Annotated in this window: 15 protein-coding genes and 1 pseudogene; 6 read left to right on the top strand and 10 right to left on the bottom strand. The window is 57.5% G+C overall.

The genetic code is table 11. The annotated features are described in order from the left end of the window. Positions 1–242: 242 nt before the first annotated feature. Complete coding sequence (locus tag OZ911_RS12800; protein WP_016486425.1) at positions 243–1,265, bottom strand: zinc-dependent alcohol dehydrogenase family protein; 1,023 nt, start codon at positions 1,263–1,265, stop codon at positions 243–245. A gap of 206 nt (positions 1,266–1,471) precedes the next feature. Here OZ911_RS12800 and OZ911_RS12795 point away from each other — a divergent pair, with 206 nt between their 5' ends. From OZ911_RS12795 to OZ911_RS12785, 3 genes are all read left to right on the top strand, one after another. Further along, positions 1,472–2,386: a LysR family transcriptional regulator gene (locus OZ911_RS12795; protein WP_016486424.1), complete on the top strand. Its 915-nt coding sequence runs from the start codon at positions 1,472–1,474 to the stop codon at positions 2,384–2,386. 153 nt (positions 2,387–2,539) lie between these two features. Then, positions 2,540–3,808 (top strand): tyrosine-type recombinase/integrase, encoded by a 1,269-nt coding sequence (locus OZ911_RS12790; protein ID WP_054904295.1) that lies wholly within the window; start codon positions 2,540–2,542, stop codon positions 3,806–3,808. Between the two features lie 368 nt (positions 3,809–4,176). Beyond that, positions 4,177–5,424 carry a tyrosine-type recombinase/integrase gene (locus tag OZ911_RS12785; protein ID WP_024717430.1) on the top strand — a complete coding sequence of 416 codons (1,248 nt, stop codon included), beginning with the start codon at positions 4,177–4,179 and terminating at the stop codon, positions 5,422–5,424. A 372-nt stretch (positions 5,425–5,796) separates the two neighbouring features. Here OZ911_RS12785 and OZ911_RS12780 read toward each other — a convergent pair. Further along, positions 5,797–6,912 (bottom strand): annotated as a pseudogene (locus tag OZ911_RS12780) (IS1182 family transposase); the annotation flags it as partial. Between the two features lie 395 nt (positions 6,913–7,307). On the opposite strand from OZ911_RS12780, the gene OZ911_RS12775 reads away from it, so the two are divergent. Continuing rightward, a complete protein-coding gene (locus OZ911_RS12775) occupies positions 7,308–7,706 on the top strand; it encodes an FCD domain-containing protein (RefSeq protein WP_161775543.1) in 399 nt (132 codons plus the stop codon). Positions 7,707–7,850: 144 nt separating this feature from the next. Here the strand turns inward: OZ911_RS12775 and OZ911_RS12770 are convergent, their stop codons facing one another. The 8 genes from OZ911_RS12770 to OZ911_RS12735 all read right to left on the bottom strand — a co-directional run bounded on the left by OZ911_RS12770 (position 7,851) and on the right by OZ911_RS12735 (position 16,955). Further along, positions 7,851–9,143 (bottom strand): amidohydrolase, encoded by a 1,293-nt coding sequence (locus OZ911_RS12770; RefSeq protein WP_268968671.1) that lies wholly within the window; start codon positions 9,141–9,143, stop codon positions 7,851–7,853. Between the two features lie 500 nt (positions 9,144–9,643). Then, positions 9,644–10,876, bottom strand: coding sequence for a CynX/NimT family MFS transporter (locus tag OZ911_RS12765; RefSeq protein ID WP_016488018.1), 1,233 nt, complete (start codon positions 10,874–10,876; stop codon positions 9,644–9,646). Positions 10,877–10,956: 80 nt separating this feature from the next. After that, positions 10,957–12,168: a creatinase gene (gene creA, locus OZ911_RS12760; protein ID WP_016488019.1), complete on the bottom strand. Its 1,212-nt coding sequence runs from the start codon at positions 12,166–12,168 to the stop codon at positions 10,957–10,959. Positions 12,169–12,483: 315 nt separating this feature from the next. Beyond that, positions 12,484–12,876 (bottom strand): type 1 glutamine amidotransferase family protein, encoded by a 393-nt coding sequence (locus tag OZ911_RS12755; RefSeq protein WP_016488020.1) that lies wholly within the window; start codon positions 12,874–12,876, stop codon positions 12,484–12,486. An 86-nt stretch (positions 12,877–12,962) separates the two neighbouring features. Then, positions 12,963–14,051, bottom strand: coding sequence for an ABC transporter ATP-binding protein (locus OZ911_RS12750; RefSeq protein WP_016488021.1), 1,089 nt, complete (start codon positions 14,049–14,051; stop codon positions 12,963–12,965). A gap of 28 nt (positions 14,052–14,079) precedes the next feature. Further along, positions 14,080–14,889 carry an ABC transporter permease gene (locus OZ911_RS12745; protein ID WP_016488022.1) on the bottom strand — a complete coding sequence of 270 codons (810 nt, stop codon included), beginning with the start codon at positions 14,887–14,889 and terminating at the stop codon, positions 14,080–14,082. Further along, positions 14,886–15,803, bottom strand: a complete 918-nt coding sequence (locus OZ911_RS12740) for an ABC transporter permease (RefSeq protein ID WP_024717429.1) — start codon at positions 15,801–15,803, stop codon at positions 14,886–14,888. Before OZ911_RS12740 ends, OZ911_RS12745 begins: the two co-directional genes overlap by 4 nt. Positions 15,804–15,827: 24 nt before the next feature. Further along, positions 15,828–16,955, bottom strand: coding sequence for a polyamine ABC transporter substrate-binding protein (locus OZ911_RS12735; protein WP_016488024.1), 1,128 nt, complete (start codon positions 16,953–16,955; stop codon positions 15,828–15,830). A 316-nt stretch (positions 16,956–17,271) separates the two neighbouring features. Between OZ911_RS12735 and OZ911_RS12730 the strand changes: the two genes are divergently transcribed. Together OZ911_RS12730 and gabP are read left to right on the top strand one after the other, a co-directional pair. Then, positions 17,272–18,054 carry a creatininase gene (locus tag OZ911_RS12730; RefSeq protein ID WP_016488025.1) on the top strand — a complete coding sequence of 261 codons (783 nt, stop codon included), beginning with the start codon at positions 17,272–17,274 and terminating at the stop codon, positions 18,052–18,054. 73 nt (positions 18,055–18,127) lie between these two features. After that, positions 18,128–19,513 carry a GABA permease gene (gene gabP / locus OZ911_RS12725; protein ID WP_016488026.1) on the top strand — a complete coding sequence of 462 codons (1,386 nt, stop codon included), beginning with the start codon at positions 18,128–18,130 and terminating at the stop codon, positions 19,511–19,513. Positions 19,514–19,596: the final 83 nt, after the last annotated feature.

Genomic DNA, 19,596 nt, shown 5'->3' with positions numbered 1-19,596 from the left:
TACAGATCGGGGTAAAAAAACCATTCAGCACGACGGCGGATATACACTGAACGCCGAGCCGAAATCGTTCAAGACCGAATTGTTGGCGGAATATTTCCACAAAACGCCAGGCCATCGCCTTATATGTAGTCCGCGACTGATTTTAATGTAGGAATATTCTTATAGTTGGCATTTAAATCATTCTGTTTCGCGCACAAAAAACCCGGGACTCAGCCCGGGTTCATCAGCAATGCAAACAGCTGTCAGTGTTGCGCCATGTCCAGTACCACCCGCCCACCACAAGGGCATTGGTCCATGTAACGATGCGCCTCCACCACCTGCTCGAACGGATACACCTTGATGATTTGCGGTGTCAGCAACTGGTCGGCGGTGAACTGGTTGATATCGCGCAAGGCACGCTGCAGCGCGACCTGGTCCTGGCTGATGCCAAGCTCCGGCTTGCCGGTGAAGTTACCGATGCAATGCACGTAGAACTGGATGTTCTTCTGGAAGGCTGCACAGGCCGGGAACGGCGTCTGGTTACCGCCTTGCAGGCCATACAGGACCAGGCTGCCACGTGGCGCCAGCACATCGCCCAGCAGCGACATCTGCGGCCCGCCCATACCATCCAGGACCATGTCCACGCCGCGGCCATCGGTGTACTTGCCAACCTGCAGCAACAAGTCCTGTTCCTCAGTGACAATCACCTTGTCGGCCCCCAGGCCCAACAGGTAATCCCGCTGCTCCGCTTCTTTGGTAGCAGCAAACACCTTCAGCCCCAGGGCCTTGCCCAACTGGACGAAAGCGGGGCCGGCACAATGGCTGGCATCGGTTACCAGCGCGGTCTGCCCGGCCTTGGCCCGGGCCAGGTCAACGTAGGCGAAATAGGCGATCAGCAACGGCGTGTAGTGCACGCTCGCCTCGATCGGCGTGAGCACATCCGGGTAACGGGTAATGGCCGTACGCGGCAGCACGATGACATCGCCATACACGGGGTGATCGTTGGCACTGGTGGCCGGGAAGCTGGCGACCCGGTCGCCCACCGCAATGTCCTCGACCCCTTCACCGACCGCAGTCACCACCCCGGCCATTTCGTGGCCGATGCCCGCCGGCAGGCGTGCCTGGGACGGCGCCAGGTTCTGGCGCCAGAGCACGTCATACCAGCTGACGCCAATCGCCTGGACGCGGATCTGTACCTCGTCGGCAGCGGGTGACGGTTCGGCCTGCTCCTCGCAACGGAGCACATCGGCAGCGCCGAACTTGTGGAAACGGATCATGCGGGACATCGCATACCTCGCCTTTGTGAACCTCTAATTACCACTGACTTTATCCGGGCTTTGACGGTTAGACCATCAGTGGTCATTAATAGTCGACATGCTTGTCATCGATTGGGCACCTGACTTTCCCTGCAATGGGTCCCCCTAAACCCGTGCAGGGTAACAGCCTTTGGCCGTAAGATTCACCCCTGCCCCACTTTAGGCGAAGCGCACCGATGAATCGAAACGACCTGCGTCGCGTAGACCTCAACCTGCTGATCGTGTTCGAAACGCTGATGCATGAGCGCAGCGTGACCCGCGCTGCGGAAAAACTGTTCCTCGGCCAGCCGGCCATCAGCGCGGCCTTGTCGCGCCTGCGCAACCTGTTCGACGACCCGCTGTTTGTGCGCACCGGCCGCAGCATGGAACCCTCGGCGCGGGCCCACGAGATATTCGCCCTGCTGTCCCCGGCGCTGGATTCGATTTCCACTGCAGTCAGCCGCGCTGCCGAGTTCGACCCCGCCACCAGCAACGCAGTGTTCCGCATCGGCCTGTCGGACGATGCCGAGTTCGCCCTGCTACCACAGCTGCTCAAGCGCATCCGCGCCGAAGCGCCGGGCATCGTGCTGGTGGTGCGGCGGGTCAACTACCTGCTGATGCCGACGTTGCTGGCCTCGGGCGAGATTTCGGTGGGGGTCAGCTACACCAGCGAACTACCGGCCAACGCCAAGCGCAAGGTACTGCGCCGCAGCATGCCGAAGCTGCTGCGTGCCGACAGTGTGCCCGGCAGCATCACCCTGGACGACTTCTGCGCGCGGCCGCATGCGCTGGTGTCCTTTGCCGGTGACCTGTCCGGGTTCATCGACGAAGCCCTGGAAGAGATTGGCCGCAAGCGCCACGTGGTGCTGGCGGTGCCGCAGTTCAACGGGCTGGGGAGTTTGCTGGCGGGGACAGACATCGTGGCCACTGTGCCGGACTATACGGCCGATGTGCTGACCGCGGCGGGCGGATTGCGGGCCGAGGACCTGCCAATATCGGTGCGCAGTTTCGAACTGCACATGGCCTGGCGCGGGGCGCAAGACAACGACCCGGCGGAGCGGTGGTTGCGGTCGCGAATTCAGATGTTCTTTGGGGACCCCGATAGCCTCTGACCGAGTTCCACTGAGATCCAATAATGCTTCAAAAGCATAGACTTAGAGCAAATCATCGTCCGTTTCCGTCCATCGGAATCCACTCAATTCCAGCTTGACTGGGGGTATCTTTGGGGGACACCAAGCCCAAACTGAAAAAGATACCCCCACATCATGTCCCCCGAAAAACCGCCACCCTTCCGCCAGAAACTCAGCGATGCATTCATTCGGTCGTTGACCACATCAGGCAAGTACGCCGATGGCGACGTGCCGGGTCTCTATCTACAAGTGCGTGCCTCGCTCAAGCCTGGCAAATCTCCCTCCCGGCACTGGCGACTGAAGTACCGTCTTCGCGGCAAGGAAAACGTGTTCGTGATCGGCAGGTATCCGGATGTGGGCTTGAAAGAAGCCCGCGAGCTCGCCCGGGCAGCGCGCAATAGCGTGGCCAATCACATCGACCCACTCAAAGCCAAAAAAGCCAAGATTGAGGCGCAATGGCTAAATGAGTCACGTACGTTCGCCTACGTCGCTGAGGAGTGGATGAAGTTCAAATCCGCCGACCTAGTCAGCAAATCCGTCGCAGGATTTCGCGGCGCACTGCAGAACCACATTTTACCCGCTATCGGCGAGCGGCCCGTCAGCGAAATCAAACTCGAGCACATCACCGCGATCATTACCGAGTTGCGATACAAGCGAATCATGGCGATGGCGAGGCGCGTGCGGACGATCATTCGCTCCATCCTCGGCTTTGCCGAAGGACGTGGCTGGGTCGAGCGAAATGTGGCCCTGAGCAACACTGAGGAACTCAAGATCCGCCACGTGGTGACCAGCAACCCGGCCATTGAGCGGCCTGCTGATCTGGGCAAGTTTCTGCTGCGCCTGGATGATCTGAACCTTGGGAGCGTGGCCTATGCGATGCGCCTACTGGTGCTGTTGCCGGTTCGGCCGGGCGAACTTGTGAAGATGCGCTGGGAGGATGTCGATATGATCGGCGCCGATTGGCGATATGTGGTCAGCAAGACCAAACATCTGGACAAGAGCAAGCATATCGTGCCGCTCCCAGAGCAAGCGCTAGTCCTACTGCGCGAGCTGCACAAAGATCGGTTGGTTGATGATGCCGGTCACGGCTGGGTGTTCGGATCGCCTGTCTATCCAGGCCGGTCAATCGATGCGACGTCCATCCTCAAGTCGCTGCAAAAAGTCTGGCCTGAGTACGCAATCACCGCTCACGGCTTTCGGGCTACCTACCGCACGATCGCTCATGAGCATTTGGGCATCGATCCAATTGTACTGGAGCTGTCGCTATCGCACCGGATGCCAGGTGCGCTGGGAGCAGTTTACGCACGCGCTCAGCTCTTGAGTCAGCGCCGGGAAGCCGCGCAACTGTGGGCGAATTACTTAGATCAGCTTCGGAACAATACAAAGCTAGCGCTTGCAGATTAATCGCCGCCCCCTGAATTGAAGCCCAACGGTAACGGCCCCAGTCGTCTTTCTTCCCGTAACACGCCAAACGAATTTGGCGGAGTATGCGGGATTCGAACTCAACAGCACAGCTCCAAAAGTCAAAATTTTTACTGATAAAAATCAATATCTTATGAAAATCAGTTCGAATGCAGCGTAGTCATTCGAAGTGTGTTTCCACTCCCGACCACCGGCATCCAAAACCCGACGCCCGGCCGCTCTAGAACGGTATATTGCGGGTAACCTAAATGTTGCCACAGTCTTCTAGCTTCCGCCCAGTTCCGTCTGTTTCCAGGCTGTGAGTGGGGGACCAACTGGGGGACCAGATTCAGAGATCGGAGGTCACCACCATGCCCAAGCTCACCGCGAAATTGATAGAAAACCTCAAGGACTATGGCAAGTACGATGATGGCGATGGCCTGCGCCTTGTCATTCGAAAGTCTGGAAAAGCGTGGGTGCTGCGCTACCAGCTTGCAGGCAAGCGCAAGGAAATCGGCTTGGGCCCCTACCCTCACTATGGGTTGAAGGAGGCGCGCTCCCGCGCCGACACTCACAGAGCATTGATTCGGGAGGGTATCGACCCTTTGACACATAAGGCTGATGCACTCCAGCAAGCTGAAGCTGCTCGGATTGCTCGGGATCTGAACCTTGAAAACACCTTCCGCGCTTGTGCCGTGGACTACATCGAAGCCCATAGAGCTGGCTGGAAAAACGCAAAACACGCGCAACAATGGGTCAACACTCTTACCACGTATGCATTTCCCTTTATCGGAGAAAAGCCAGTCGACGAAGTTGAAACAGACGATATCCTGAAGATTCTGAATCCGATATGGACCGCTAAGCCTGAGACAGCGGCCAGGGTCAGAAACCGGCTAGAACTTGTTCTCGATGCTGCCAAAGCACGCCGGCTGCGCACGGGTGAAAACTCCGCTCGCTGGCGAGGTCACTTGGACAAGCTTCTGCCTAGAAGAAGGCTGGCAGACCGTGGTAATCATCCCGCTCTACCTTGGGAGCAATTACCAGCCTTCATGGCAGAACTAGAGCAATCCTGGGACCTTAGTTCAACTGCGGTGAAGTTAACCGTGCTGTGCGCTTTGCGCACAAGCGAAGTGATAGGTGGGTATTGGGAAGAGGTTGATCTGGACGAAGAAATTTGGACTATTCCGGCTTCCCGGATGAAAGCCGGGCGCCAGCATCGAGTACCGTTATCTAAAGCCGCCCTGCATACGCTCAGGTGCCTGAAGGCGGAAAGCAAAAGTGGGTTGCTTTTCCCGGGGCGGAGCATTGGTCGACCGCTCTCGAACATGGCAATGCTACAAAAAATACGCGGTATGGATGAGAAGTCCTTAGCCAACGACGGACCAGGCTGGCGCAACGAAGCGGGTGAAGTCATCACCATGCATGGTTTCCGATCAAGCTTCAGAGACTGGGCTGCCGAGACAACTAACTTCGCCAATATCGTCCCTGAAATGGCCTTGGCGCATAAAATCAGTAATGCGACTGAAGCAGCGTATCGACGAGGCGATCTGCTCGAAAAACGAAAACAGCTTATGGAGGAATGGGCTCGCTATGCACTGTCAGGTTGCAAAGCAACCTGACCAAGGCAAGGTGCTGGCTGAACTGAATTAAAGGATGAAAGACAGTCTCGAACTCAGGCAGACATCATTGGCATCTTTGTGCGCCACCAAGCTTCCCTACGCAACTGCCCCACCCCCAACGCAATCTGGAGTACCTTTCGGCGCTCCCGCGCTAGAATCTGGAGATTGCAGGTAACTCATGAACGTCCGCTATCGACCCAGGCTGTGTGAAAACGCAGTAAACACGTCGAAAACTGAGAGTCGCGCGGATTGCCTGTGGAATTAGCAGGCGAGAGCGTGAATAGCCCTACCCAGCGAAGTAGACATTTGTAGTGCTATATGGGCCGCGTCAGCGGCCCATATAGCTGTTTGCGGGCCAGCAAGCGGCGGGGTTTACGCCCTGATTGCCTCAAGTAGCCCTGCGATGCCGAAGATGCTCATCATCCGTTTGAGGTTGTAGGCGAGCACGTGAAGGCTCATCTCAGTGCTTACCCTCGGCAGGGTTCTGGTCAGGAAGTGGGTACTTCCCATCCAGAATTTGAGCGTGCCAAAGGGATGCTCCACCGTCTGCCGGCGAACCTTCATCTTCCCTGGATCTTGCTCCAATCGGATTTGCACTCTCTCGACTACTTCTTCATGCTCCCAGCGCTTGAGTCGCCGCTCTTTACCGGTCGTACACTGCTTCTGCATGGAGCAGCTCTGGCATCCTGAAAACCAATAGCAGTGCAGTAACATGCCGTCCTCCATCGAGGAATGCCGGCGCGTCAGCAACTGGCCCGCAGGGCATCGATATTCGTCCGATGCAGCCATGTAGGTGAAGTCCTGCTTGCCGAATCGGCCTTCCGCTTTGCTGCTCGATGTCAGGGGTTTCGGTACAAAGGTGGTGATACCCGCCTGCTCGCAAGCAAGGACTTCCGGGCCTTTGTAATAGCTTCGATCAGCGACCACTGTCAGCGCCTCAGCACCGATTTCTTCACGTGCCTGGTTAGCCATATTGCTCAGTTGCCCGCGATCATTACCAACGTTGGTCACCTCATGGGCAATGATCAGATGGTGCTTGTCGTCGACTGCTGTTTGTACGTTGTACCCAACTGTGCCGGAGCCTCGGCCGCTTGTGGCCATTGAGCGGGCATCTGGATCGGTAAGAGAGATTTGCTGATCGGGACTGGCGTGAAGCTGCGCCTCAATGTCCTTCAGTTTTTGCATCTGCTGTTTCAGCTTTTCGACTTTGTCTTTCAATCGCTCAGTCTTGGCCTCGGCCACTTCCGGCGCTGCCCGATCGGCTGAATCCATTGCCGCTAGATAGCGGTCGATGCTCTGCTCGATCTGCTGCATGCGCGCCTTCACCTTGCCTTGAGTGAAATTGCGGTCGCGGTTATTCACGGCTTTGAATTTGCTGCCGTCGATGGCGATGAACGATTGGGAGAAGAGATTGAGGTTGCGGCAAAGCACGACGAACTGTCGGCCGACGCTGCGAATGGCTTTACCGTTATCTCTGCGAAAGTCGGCAGGCTTCGCAGCCAGAAGCCCTCGCCTCGCGCCATAATGCGTGGTGGCACCATGGCCGGCAGGAACGGCCGCGAGTAGGCATCGGCAAGGGCGGCGATGACCTTCGGCCAGGTGGCCAGACGGGAGACATCGGCGTCGGTCAGGAATACGGTGGACACGTTTGCCACCAGGTTGTCGAGATTTTGTACTGCGTCCATAGGGTCCTCCAGAACCGTTGTGCCAAGTCTATGAAGGGCGGCACTGACGAGCTATGCGAGAGGACCCAATACAGTTATCTATAAATTGCTGATCGCTTGAGTATTGAAAAATAGATAACTGCTTTGTAATTGCTCCGGACGCAGGTGGGCATGGGCTCAGTTATCCTCCGCGTGTACGCAAACAACACGTGGACTATCATGTTCGAAATTGATGAATTGGCCGCCTTCGAATATCGACTGGTGATCGAGATGGCTGCGGCTGCACTCGCCGCACAACGCCGCAGCGTACGGGACTTAGAACGTATGGCGCGCAAGCTCGACGACCTCTTGGGGGCGCAGATTTCAACTGAGTTCGAACGTTCCGACCTGAATTTTCGTGAAGCAATGGGAGTAGCGAGTGGCAACAGGTACTTGCTCGATGCTATATCCAGCTTCAACACTCAACATGCTTCGACGACGATCGAGACGCAACAGCATATTATCGAATATCAAGCAATTTATCAGGCCATTAGCAGTAGTGACATTGAGTTCGCCAGAGCTGCAGTACATCAGCAGCTAATAAAATGGCATAACCGCTCAAAAGACCTTTCTCAGTAGGAGAGCACTGCCCTTCCAGATCTTCGGGATGACGGGATACTAAACGCAGGGTATCTTTTGTCACTGCAAAAACACTGCATATCAGTTGATATCGCACTGCTTTGCATATTGGCAAGCGCCGCATGACCGGCGCTACATCCTGAATTACTGCTGAGTTGCATGCTCAGACAAAAAATCAACGGCGGCCGCCGACATCGCCCGCGCGCCAACGATCAGCGCTTTTTCATCGACGAAGAATTTCGGGTTGTGATTCGGTGCTGCCTTGGCCGGGTCCTGCCCGTCGGGTGTCACGCCCAGGTAGAAGTAGAGGCCGGGTACCTTGCCTGCGAAGAAGGAGAAATCTTCCGAAGCACCGACCAGAGGGGTGGTGGCGACCTTGCCATAGGCCGCACGCTTGAGCACTGGCGCCATCTGCTCGGTCAATTGCTCATTGTTCATCGTCATGTCATAGGCCGGCACGATTGATACCTTGGCCGTAGCACCGGCGCTTTCGGCTATCTTCTCGGACGTGAGCTTCACATCGTGTGCCACTTGCGCACGTACCGCCGGATCGTAGGTACGAATGGTGCCTGCCATGTCGACGCTTTCCGGCACGATGTTCGGTGCACTACCACCTTTGATCATGCCCACAGTGACCACCGCTGGCGACTGGGTGAGCTTGGTGCGGCGGCTTACCATCGTCTGCAGGCCGTTGATGACCTGTGCAGAGGCCACTACCTGGTCGACAGTGTTCCAAGGCATGCCGCCATGGCCCTGCTGGCCTATAACCTTGATGTTCAAGTCGTCACTGCTGGCGGTCGTGGCACCCGAACGCCAACTCAATTGCCCTGAAGGCCCAGGCATGACATGCACAGCGAACACCGCATCAGGCTTGAGCTTGTCGAACAGCCCTTCCTGCAGCATCAACTGCGCCCCCCAACGCCGCCCCTCTCCGCCTTTGACCAGGCTCGAGCCCTCTTCAGCCGGCTGGAAAATGAACATGACCTTGCCCGGCAGGTTGTCACGCATGCCTGCAAGGATTTGCGCAGTTGCCATCAGCATGGCGGTATGGGTGTCGTGGCCGCAGGCGTGCATCACATCCACCTGCTGGCCATGATAGGTACCCCGCGCGGTCGAGGCGAATGGCAGGCCCGCAGGCTCCTTGACCGGCAAGGCATCCATATCCGCGCGCAGGGCGACGGTAGGGCCCGATTTGCCACCTTCGAGAATTCCGACCACTCCCGTGCGCCCGATACCCGTATGGACTTCGAGGCCAAGCTTTTCAAGGTGCTCGGCGACCAGCTTGGCAGTGCGTGTTTCCTGCTCGCCGAGCTCTGGGTGCTGGTGGATGTCCCGTCGCCACTCGATCATCTGCTGCTCGACCTGGGCAGCGCCGATAAAGGCCTGCTCCTCGAGAGGGTTCGCTTGGGGGGATGCGTGGCAGGCAAACGACATCATTGCCAGGCACAATGCACTGATCGAGGTAGAGGGTCGGAACAATTTGCTAGCTGATATAGTGGAAGCCTTGATGGTTTTTCGCGTAGATAGATCAATAGGCTGAACAGAAAAAGGACGACCTCACCCTAACAATTACCTAGCTAACTATCAATATGAACGTATTCCTGAATGCTTGGTTGGATCTCGATGGCCTGTAGACACAAAGCCGTGCATGCTGGCGCAGTCCTTTGCAGAGTTCCTCGAAGGACTCGCACAGCAAGGCCTCCTTGCTTTCTATTTGATTGTAGATAGAACTGCATTTCATACCTAAAGACTGGCGGTACAAGAAACAGATGGATTCTGGAAAGCAGAAATGAAATCCACAACAGCTATTGCGACCTCAACGACTACCAATCAGCCAAGTGCAAGGTTAACTTCGCGCCACAGCACCACAAGCGCAGGGTAGTCTTTTCTTCATGTTCCTAGCGCTCCGGTGACTAGGTGTCAGCTGAAGGATAGCGCTAATAGCGGGCTGCCACGAGTCGGCGTCGGCCTGAGGTATATCCGAAATACAGCATCGCTACGCCTACCCCGCTAAGAAATATCTCAACGTGCGCATAGCCAATGACCGGCGTATAAAGCACCCCGACCAGCAACGGCCCGAGTGCGCCCAGGCCGTAGCCGACGCCTTGCACCATACTCGAAAGTTCTGCCGCAACCTGTGCGTTTGCCGAGCGCAGCACAATCATGGTGATGGCAATGGAAGTCAAGGCACCTTGCCCGATGCCTTGTACCCCGCCCCACAGCCATACCGTGTCGAGCGGCGCGGACAGGCAGCCGAGAAAACCGACCGTGGTGAGCACCACAACAACCACATTGAACCAGGATTGACTCGGCAAGCGTGTGGCTATCAGCGGCCCGAGCAGACAAGCGACCATTTGTAGCAGGATTGAACTGGAGACGATGACGCTGGACTCCAGCGGCGTCATCCCCCGTCCATTCAGAAACGGGGCGAGCCAGCCGAACACGGTAAACGAATACATCGATTGCAGCACCATGAACAGCGTGAGTTGCCAGGCTAGCGCGCAGCGCCACACCCCTCGTACGCGCGGCGCAGCCTTGGGTGCCAGCGCACTGCCCTTGGGCAGTTGGAAAAGCCAGCAGGCACAGGCTGCCGCTGCCGGCACTGACCACAGCGCCAACGCCGTCGTCCAGCCACCGCCCAAGGTGCTTTGCAGCGCCAGGGTGAACCCTGCGGCAGTCGCCGCACCGCTCAACAGCGCCATGGAGTAGAGGCCGGCCATCAGCCCGGTGATCTTGGCGAAGTCGCGTTTGATAAGCCCAGGGAGCAATACGTTGATGATGGCGATGGCGCTGCCAATGACGATCGAACCGACCACCAGGCCGCTGACGTTCCCGGCGCCACGTATCAATAGCCCTGTGGACAACGCCGCCATCAATACCAAGATCGTGCGCTCTGTGCCTATTTTGCGGGCAAGCCAGGGCGCCACGGGCGCGAACAACCCCAGGCAAAATACAGGCAGGGTGGAAATTGCACTGGTGGCGGCAGGCGTCAGGCCTAGGTCGCTGGATATATCGGCAAGCACAGCGCCGAGGCTTGGGTACGCAGTGCGGAGGTTGAAGGCTACGAAAATGATGCTGCAGGCGAAATAAAAAAGCCGCGAACCCTTGGCAATTGTGCCAGGTTGCGGCAGCCCCCGTTCATTGCGAGCGTGCGCTGTCGCGTACTCCACACATGTCCTCCTTGAACCTTGGCATGGAAAAAGTCATACGGATAAAAAAAGCCGCACAGTTTCCTGTGCGGCTTGCTCGGTTACTTCTTGATGATGTTGTGTTCTGGGCCGTATGGGAACTTGGTGATGTTTTCAGCGCCGTTTTCGTTGACGATCAGAATGTCATGCTCGCGGTAACCACCCGCACCCGGCAGCCCTTCGGGCAGCATGATCATCGGCTCGATGGACACGACCATGCCAGGTTCCAGCACGGTGTCGATGTCTTCGCGCAGCTCAAGGCCAGCTTCACGGCCGTAGTAATGGCTCAGGGTGCCGAACGAATGGCCATAACCGAAGGTGCGGTATTGCAGCAGGTCGTGCTCGAGGAAAATCTCGTTCAACTGGTGGGCAATATCGCTGCAACGCATGCCTGGCTTGATCAGCTTCAGGCCGGCCTCGTGGACCTTGACGTTGACCTCCCACAGGCGCAGGTGCTCATCGGAGCAATGGTCGAGGAACAACGTGCGCTCCAGCGCGGTGTAGTAACCGGCGATCATCGGGAAGCAGTTGAGGCTCAGAATGTCGCCCTTGTTGACCTTGCGAGAGGTTACCGGGTTATGCGCGCCATCGGTGTTGATACCAGACTGGAACCAGGTCCAGGTGTCCATCAGTTCGGAATCGGGGAAAGTGCGGGCAATTTCACGGACCATGGCCTGGGTGGCATGCAGCGCCACTTCGTACTCAGGCACCTGGTCACGCAGGGCCTCAACCACCGCAGCACCACCGATATCGGCAACGCGGGCACCGTGACGAATGATGGCGTGCTCTTCAGCCGACTTGATCATGCGCATGCGCATGCATGGCGCGGCGACGTCCACCAGCTCGGCCTGGGGATAACGGCTGGCCAATTTGTCGCGGTTGACCAGGTTCAAGTGGTCGAACTCGATCCCGATACGTCCGGCCTTGGGCAAGGCTTGTTGAATCGCGACAAAGTAGTTATCGCGCTGCCAGTCGGTGTAGATGATGTTTTCGGTGCCCACGGTACGCCGCCATGGCTGGCCACCGTCGATGTTGGCGCTGATCGACACCACGGCATCCTGAGTCACCACCAGGGCATAAGGACGGCCGAACGAGCAATACAGGAAATCGCTGTAGTAGTTGATGTTGTGATAAGACGTGAAGACAGCGGCGTCGATATTGTTCTGGGCCAGGTAGCTGCGCAACTTGGATTGACGGTTGGCGTATTCCTGGTGCGAGAACGTCGGCTTAACTTTTTCGCCGTTTTGAATCTGTATTGTTTTCGGCATTTGCATGTCTTCACTCCTTGGTAGGTGATCAGTAGAGAGGCCCTGTTTTGGGTGCCACTGGAGATCATTCGAACAGATAAAAGGCGGCCTTTTTTGCGCGAATCCGACCCCTAGATGATCAGATCCGCCTTGCTGTAAACGCCGCTATGGAAAGGACAATATTGCCCGCCACTGCCGTACAGGCCTCGCTGCGGCAAGAACAGGCAGAGGTATAGATGAGGGGGAATGAAGGAGAGGAAACGCGCGATGTCGCGCCCATTGCAGGCGCGGATCAAGATAATTATCGAGGCAGGTTCAGCTCTGGTAGCGGGTGAACACGCGCTACGGGGACAACCGGGCAACGCCGATGAATTCGGCCAATTCGCCGACATCGAGCGTGCGGCAGGTCGGTTTGGTCAGCAGCGCCAGCGATTCGCGGACACTGTCGTCGGTACACAACTGCAATTCACTGCCAAGGCACAGAATCAGCACATCGAGGGGCTTGGCCTGGCTCAGTTGCACGGTGGCCGCCACGATGCCATTGTTGGCCTTCAGCGGCTGGCCCTCAAGGCTCAGTATCTGCCATTCGCAGACCACGCAGCGGGCCACGTCGTTGGCTTGGCGCAAGGGTTCCAGCGCAGCGGCCAAGGCATAGAAATCGAACCCTTCGGCCAGCAGGAAGCCAATACGCACGGCGCTGGCCAGGTTTTCGCTGGTTTCAGTCAATTGCTGCATGTACTGCCTCCTTCGGGTCAACTGGGCGTGGGTACGTCTACAATTGTCCACGCTGCCGCCCCTGCGCAGATGTCAGATATCGACCTCTAATTGCCACGTAAAATCAGCGCCCGCGCATCGTCCCACCCGACATGCACCCTCTGCCCGCTCTTGAGCCCAAGTAGGTCGTAATCCGCGTACGGCTTCTGCACTTGCAGTTCCAGCCCGTTGGCGGCTTCCAGGTATATGTTGACCATTGACCCAATGAATTCCTCCCCCATCACGGTACACGCCAGGCGGCTGGCTGTGGTCGGTTGCGCGGCGAGGTTGATATGTTCGGCACTGATGCACAGGGTGACCTCTTCCCCTACCGCAACAGATCGGTCTTCGGGCAAGCGTGCCAGAAAGCGACCATACGCCGAGTCCAGTTGCACCAGCCCGGTGTCGTCGAAGCCAAGCACAACGCCGCCAAGCATGTTCTTGCCGCCGACGAATTCAGCGACAAAACGGTTGTGCGGTTCGAAGAAAATATCCTTGGGCGTGCCAATCTGCTCAACCCGGCCACGGCTCATGATCACCACGCGGTCAGCCATGGCGAAGGCTTCGGATTGGCTGTGGGTGACATAGACGAAGGTGATGCCAAGGTCCTTCTGCAACCCAGTCAACACCGCCTGCATGCGCACGCTCAAGTGCGCATCGAGGGCACTGAGCGGTTCGTCCAGTAGCAGTATCGGGGGCTCGGTGACCAGTGAACGCGCCAGCGCCACCCGCTGCCGTTGCCCGCCAGAAAGCATGCTTATATCACGGTTGGCAAACTCGCCCAGGTCCAGGCGCTCTAGCCAGTGCAGGGCTTTTTTGCGCCGTTCAGCTTTGCCCATGCCGCGCATGCGCAAACCGAACTCAACGTTTTCAAGCACGCTCAGAAAGGGGAACAGCGCCAGGTTCTGCCACACCAGCGGGGTGTCCCTTTGCCAGGAATACAGGTCGTTGATGCGCTCGCCGTTCAAGCGAATTTCACCGCTGCTGGGCTTGTCGAGCCCGGCAAGCATGCGCAGCGTGGTGGTTTTACCACAGCCACTGGAGCCCATGATCGCGACGAACTCGCCCTTGTAGATTTCCAGGTTCATCGGTTCGACAGCGACGTAACTGCCGAATTGTTTGGTCACGTTATCGAATACCACTAACGGTTGAGTCATGGGGAGCTCCTGCGTCGGCATGGGATGTTCAGCTTTTTTTGCCGTCAGCCGGTTTCTTCTGCCGGCGCATGAGCAAAACCTGGGCAACGATCGTCAGCGTGATCGTGGTGATGAAAACGATCGTGCCTATCGCATTGATGGTCGGGCTGACCTGCCCTTGCAAAGTATTGAGGATGCGTACCGGGACTGTCTCGTTAAGGCCCGAAACGAACCAGGCCACCGCGAACTCGTCGAACGACACGGCCATGGTCACGAACAGTGCGGCGAAAATGCTCGGGGCGGTGAACGGCAGGATCACGTAGCGCATGGCCTGCCATTGGCTGGCGCTCAGGTTCCAGGCGGCGGCCTCCAGTTGCGGGGCCATCTGCGCCAGGCGCATGCGAATCACCGCCATGGCGAATGGTGAGCACATGACGATGTGGCAGATCATGACGGCATACAGCTCGCCGGACAGGCCGATTCGCGACAAGAACGCGAGCATCGCCAGGCCCAGAATCACCACCGGAATGGTAGGAGGCAGCAGTGCCAATGCCATGTACACCGACTTGCCAAAAAAGTGATAACGAAAGTCGGTATAGGCGGCAGTGAAGCCCAGCAGCGTGGAAACCAGCGATACCACCACACCGACGACCAGGCTGTTGTTGAAGGCTTGCCAGACTTGCGGGTCGGCGGCAATCGCTTCGTACCAGCGCAAACTGAAGCCACCCAGGGGCAAGGATGGGAAGCGGTCGACGTTGAAGGAAAACACGAAGCTGCCAATGATAGGCGTGAGGATGAACAAGAACACCAGGACGACGAAGCTGCGCAGCATGAAGTTGATGACACGATGTTCGTTCATGCGCGCCTCCTGTAGGCGTGGCGAACCATCAGGAACGCCGTGGCCAGCAAGGTCACGATCATCGTCGTGGCAATAACCGCCGCGCGTGGCCATTGCTGCCCCGATTTGGTCGTGTCGGTAATCAGGGTGCTCAAGGTTGGTGGTTGGCCGCCCCCTAGATAGAGCGGGCTGACAAAGTCACCGAAGGTCATGATGAAACAGAACAGTGCGGCGATGACGATGCCGACCCGCGCCGATGGAATCACTACCCCAAATACCGTGCGCAGACGGCCCGCGCGCAAGTTGTGGGCAGCTTCGATCAGCGTGCGGTCGATGTACATGAGGCTGAACAACTGCAGCAACACTACCAGCGGCAGGCACAGGGTGAAGTAACCCACATAGCTACCAAAACTGGTATTGAGCAAGGGCAACGGCCCAATCCCCAGCAACGCCAGGGCGCTATTGAGCAGCCCCTGGTCACTGAGAAAGACTTGCCAGGAATAGGTGCGCACCAGGTAACTGGTAAAAAATGGCGTGATCAACAACAGCACCAACCATTGCCGGGTCGATTCGCGGAACTTGAAGGCAATTGTATAGGCGCACGGAAAGGCTACGGCACTGATCAGCACACTGGCCCCCGCCGCCATCGCCCAGGTGTGCAAGTAGGCATCCCAGAAGTACTCGCGGCTGAACAGGTACTTCCAGTTCAGCCACTCGAACGCAGGGACCATGCGAAAGTTGCGCACCAGCCAAAAACTGATGGTCAGCAGAAACAGCAAGGGCGCTACAAAAAACAGTAGCTGCCAGACCAGTATCGGCAGCGACAGGATCAGCCCATACCCCGGTAAGCGCCAGGTGCGCTTGCCGAACTGCCCACGCGTGCGTGCAGGCTCCTCACTGGCGGGCAGTGGGGGCGATAGCTTGTTCGAAATCATTACGCCGCTCCTGTGTAGGCGCCATCAAGCGCCCTTGTACTGCGACCAGAAGTCGTTCCAGTCCTCCAGGCTCTGCTGCACGGGGAGCGCGCGATACTGAATACGCCCCTCGCGGATGTCGTCCATGACATTGCGCTGGCCCAGTACCATGCCTTGGCGTCTGGCTTCGGCAAGGTCGGTCTTGTTCAGCAACTCCCAGCCGCGCTTATTGGGAATCAGCGCCGGGTAAGCCTCCATCTTCGCCGACTTCACCTGGCCTTCAGGGGAGGTGATGTATTGAATGAACTTCTTCGCAAGTTCCGGGCTGTGGGCTTTCTTGGCGATGCAATAAGACTCGGTCCATTGCAGGCCGCCCTCCTCGGGTATCACTGTTTTTACCGGTGCCCCGGCACGCTGCAAGACCCCGGTAATCCAGTCGCCAATGCCACACATCGCGTGGATCTGGCCGTTTTTCAGGGAGGAGAAGGTACCGCCATAATCGAAGAACCCGGCCACTTGTCCGCGTAGGCTCATGGTTTTGTCCTGGAGCCTCTTCCAGTGCGCCGCGTCGATGTCGTAGGGCAGCCTGTTGCCATTGAGCAAACTGATCTGGCCCAGGTTTGGCAGGTGCCAGTCGAAGTGGCCGACCTTGCCCTTGAGGCTATCGTCCCAGAACACCTGGTAGCTTTTCGCCTTGGACTCCGGCAGCAACTGGGTATTGAAGGCGATACCGAGAAAGCCGAAGCGGACCATGACCGAATACAGTTCATCGCCCTGCCAGTGCCCTGGAAAGTGCTGAAACTCTGGGTAGAAGTCATCGAAGGGATAATCGGCAAGGTCCAGTCGCTCGATATAGTCGGCGGCGTTGAGTTGTTGCACATACTCGGCATCCGACAGGATCAGGTCGAAGGTGCCCGGTGGTGACTGCGAAATGAGCCCCAGCATGTTATCGCCGCCGGTGTAGTACTTGGCCCGCACCTTGACCCCATGCTCGCGCTCGAAATCCGCGACGATGTCGGGCGCGGCGTGGCCTGCCCACGCCAGTATCACCAGTTCTTTTTCGGCTGCGCCAAAGGTTCTGTTCGGAAGTACCCCGGAGAGCGCCGCCACACCGGCCAAAATGCTGCTGTTCTTGATGAATGTACGGCGTGAAAAATCGGCGCGACGCGTCATGGAGATACCCTCGGTAATCAAAAGTGCCTTGGCCCAGCCGCGCTTTCGCCCCGCTTCCCCAAGGTTTTCACCGCCTGTGTGATTACCGATTGCAGCAGATTGCCATCAGGGCAAGTTGTGTTTTTCCGACCTGTAATTTGTCAAATTCGCCCCCTGCCCCACCCGACCCACCTGGATCGCAGGTCCGTCAGCATTTGTCAAATTCAGGTCGGGAACTGACAAGTGAATGTCGTTGTGATCTGATCAAATCGTTGCATGTACTGGCTCGCTGCAAACGGACTACTTCAACGAATACAAGAATAAAGAGAGATAACCGATGAACGAAAGCGTAGTGGTTGGCGAACTCACCTGGCCTGAGTACGCACAGAAGGTAGCTTCCGGCAGCACGATTTTCTTGCCGGTGGGCGCCTTGGAGCAGCACGGTCATCACATGTGCATGGAGGTGGATGTGCTATTGCCTACCGCCCTGTGCAAGGCAGTAGCGCGAGAAGTCGACGGCTTGGTGTTACCCGCCTTGGCCTATGGCTACAAGTCACAGCAGAAGTCGGGAGGTGGCAACCACTTTCCCGGCACCACCAGCCTGGATGGCGCAACACTGACCCATACCATCCAGGACATCATCCGCGAACTCGCCCGGCATGGGGCGCGCAAGCTGGTCTTGATGAATGGCCATTATGAAAACTCGATGTTCATCGTCGAAGGCATCGACCTGGCGCTGCGCGAACTGCGTTATGGCGGTATCACCGATTTCAAGGTGGTCGTTCTGTCCTACTGGGATTTCGTCAACGCGCCGGCGGTCATCGAAGAGCTCTACCCCGAAGGTTTCCTCGGCTGGGACATCGAACACGGTGGCGTTTTCGAAACGTCACTGATGCTGGCCCTGCACCCTGAAAAGGTCGACCTGAGCCGCGCCGTCGACCACCCTCCGGCAAAATTCCCACCTTACGATGTCTTCCCCATCATCCCTGAACGCACCCCCGCCTGCGGAACGCTTTCCTCGCCTAAGGGCGCCAACCGAGAAAAAGGCGAGTTGATTCTGCGAGTTTGCGTAGAGGGCATTAGCAGCGCTGTGCGGGAGGCCTTCGACCTGCAGAAATAACACCGATCTCCAGCCCAGAGCAGCACCGCCGTTCGCAGTTCACCCTCCTTCAAGAATAAAAAGGATAATTAGCATGTCCAGCAACTCAACTCTGGCCCCCGGCCTCAAGCAGCGCCACGTCACCATGTTGTCAATCGCCGGCGCTATTGGCGCCGGCCTCTTCATCGGCTCGGGGCATGCCATTGCTGCAGCCGGTCCTGCGGCAATTCTCGCGTACATCATGTCTGGCACACTGGTCGTTCTGGTCATGCGCATGCTCGGAGAAATGGCGGTGGCCTCGCCAGATACCGGGTCATTCTCCACCTACGCCGAGCGCGCAATGGGACGTACAGCAGGCTTTACCATTGGCTGGCTGTACTGGTGGTTCTGGGTGCTGGTCATTCCAATCGAAGCCATTGCAGCAGCGGCCATTCTGCATGCCTGGTTCCCTGCGATAGAAACCTGGGAATTCGCACTGGTGGTTACCGGTTTGCTGACCGTAACTAACCTGTTCAGTGTGGCGCGCTACGGTGAATTCGAGTTTTGGTTTGCGATGCTCAAGGTTATCGCGGTGCTAGGGTTCATTGCTCTGGGTGCATTGGCACTGACAGGCGCGCTGCCCGATATTTCAGTTAGCGGCGTGGTCAACCTGAGTCATGAGTTTGGTGGTTTCATGCCCAACGGCATGACCGCTGTCATCGGTGCCATGCTCACCACCGTGTTCAGTTTCATGGGTACTGAAATTGTCACCATTGCCGCCGCCGAGTCGAAAAACCCCTCCAAGCAAATCACCCGTGCCACCAATTCCGTGGTGTGGCGAATGGGGATCTTCTACATCGTCTCGGTGTTCCTGATCATCTCCATCGTGCCCTGGAACGACCCCATGCTAGTACAGGTCGGCTCCTATCAACGGGCCCTTGAGCTGATGAACATCCCGCACGCCAAGATGATCGTCGATATCGTCGTGCTGATTGCCGTTGCCAGTTGCCTCAATTCGGCCATCTACACCGCATCGCGCATGGTCTATTCGCTGAGCAAGCGCGGCGACGGTCCTCGCGTTCTGCAGCGCACCTCAGCGACGGGCGTGCCAGTGATTGCAGTGCTAGCCAGCACCGCAGTGGGCTTCTTGACCACAGCACTCAATTACTTCGCTCCCGACGAGGTGTTTTCCTTCCTGCTGGCAAGTTCGGGGGCGGTAGCGCTTCTAGTCTATCTGGCAATCGCTGTTTCGCAATTGGTTCTGCGTAATCGGATGGATAGCCAAGGTACTGCGCTGGACTTCAAGATGTGGCTGTTCCCCTGGCTCAGCTACCTGGTCATCTTCTCCATCATCAGTATCTTGACGATGATGCTGGTGATGCCAGGGCATCGCATGGAAGTGGTGGCAACTGGTGCGCTGGCGCTGTCCATCGTCTGCGTGAGCGCCATTTTCTCGTCTAAAAAGAGCACTTCGGCCACCGTGGCGAGCAAGCCTGCCTGACCAGGCCGAGTCGTTACCCACCCTGTGAAGGTGTTGCTTTCGCAGGGTTTTTGCTTTTCACCGGGGCGCCTCCCAATGCTTAG

Source organism: Pseudomonas fortuita, assembly GCF_026898135.2.
Taxonomy (GTDB): Bacteria; Pseudomonadota; Gammaproteobacteria; order Pseudomonadales; family Pseudomonadaceae; genus Aquipseudomonas; species Aquipseudomonas fortuita.
Note: the sequence above shows the minus strand (reverse complement) of the source record. Positions and strands in the feature narration are given on the sequence as shown.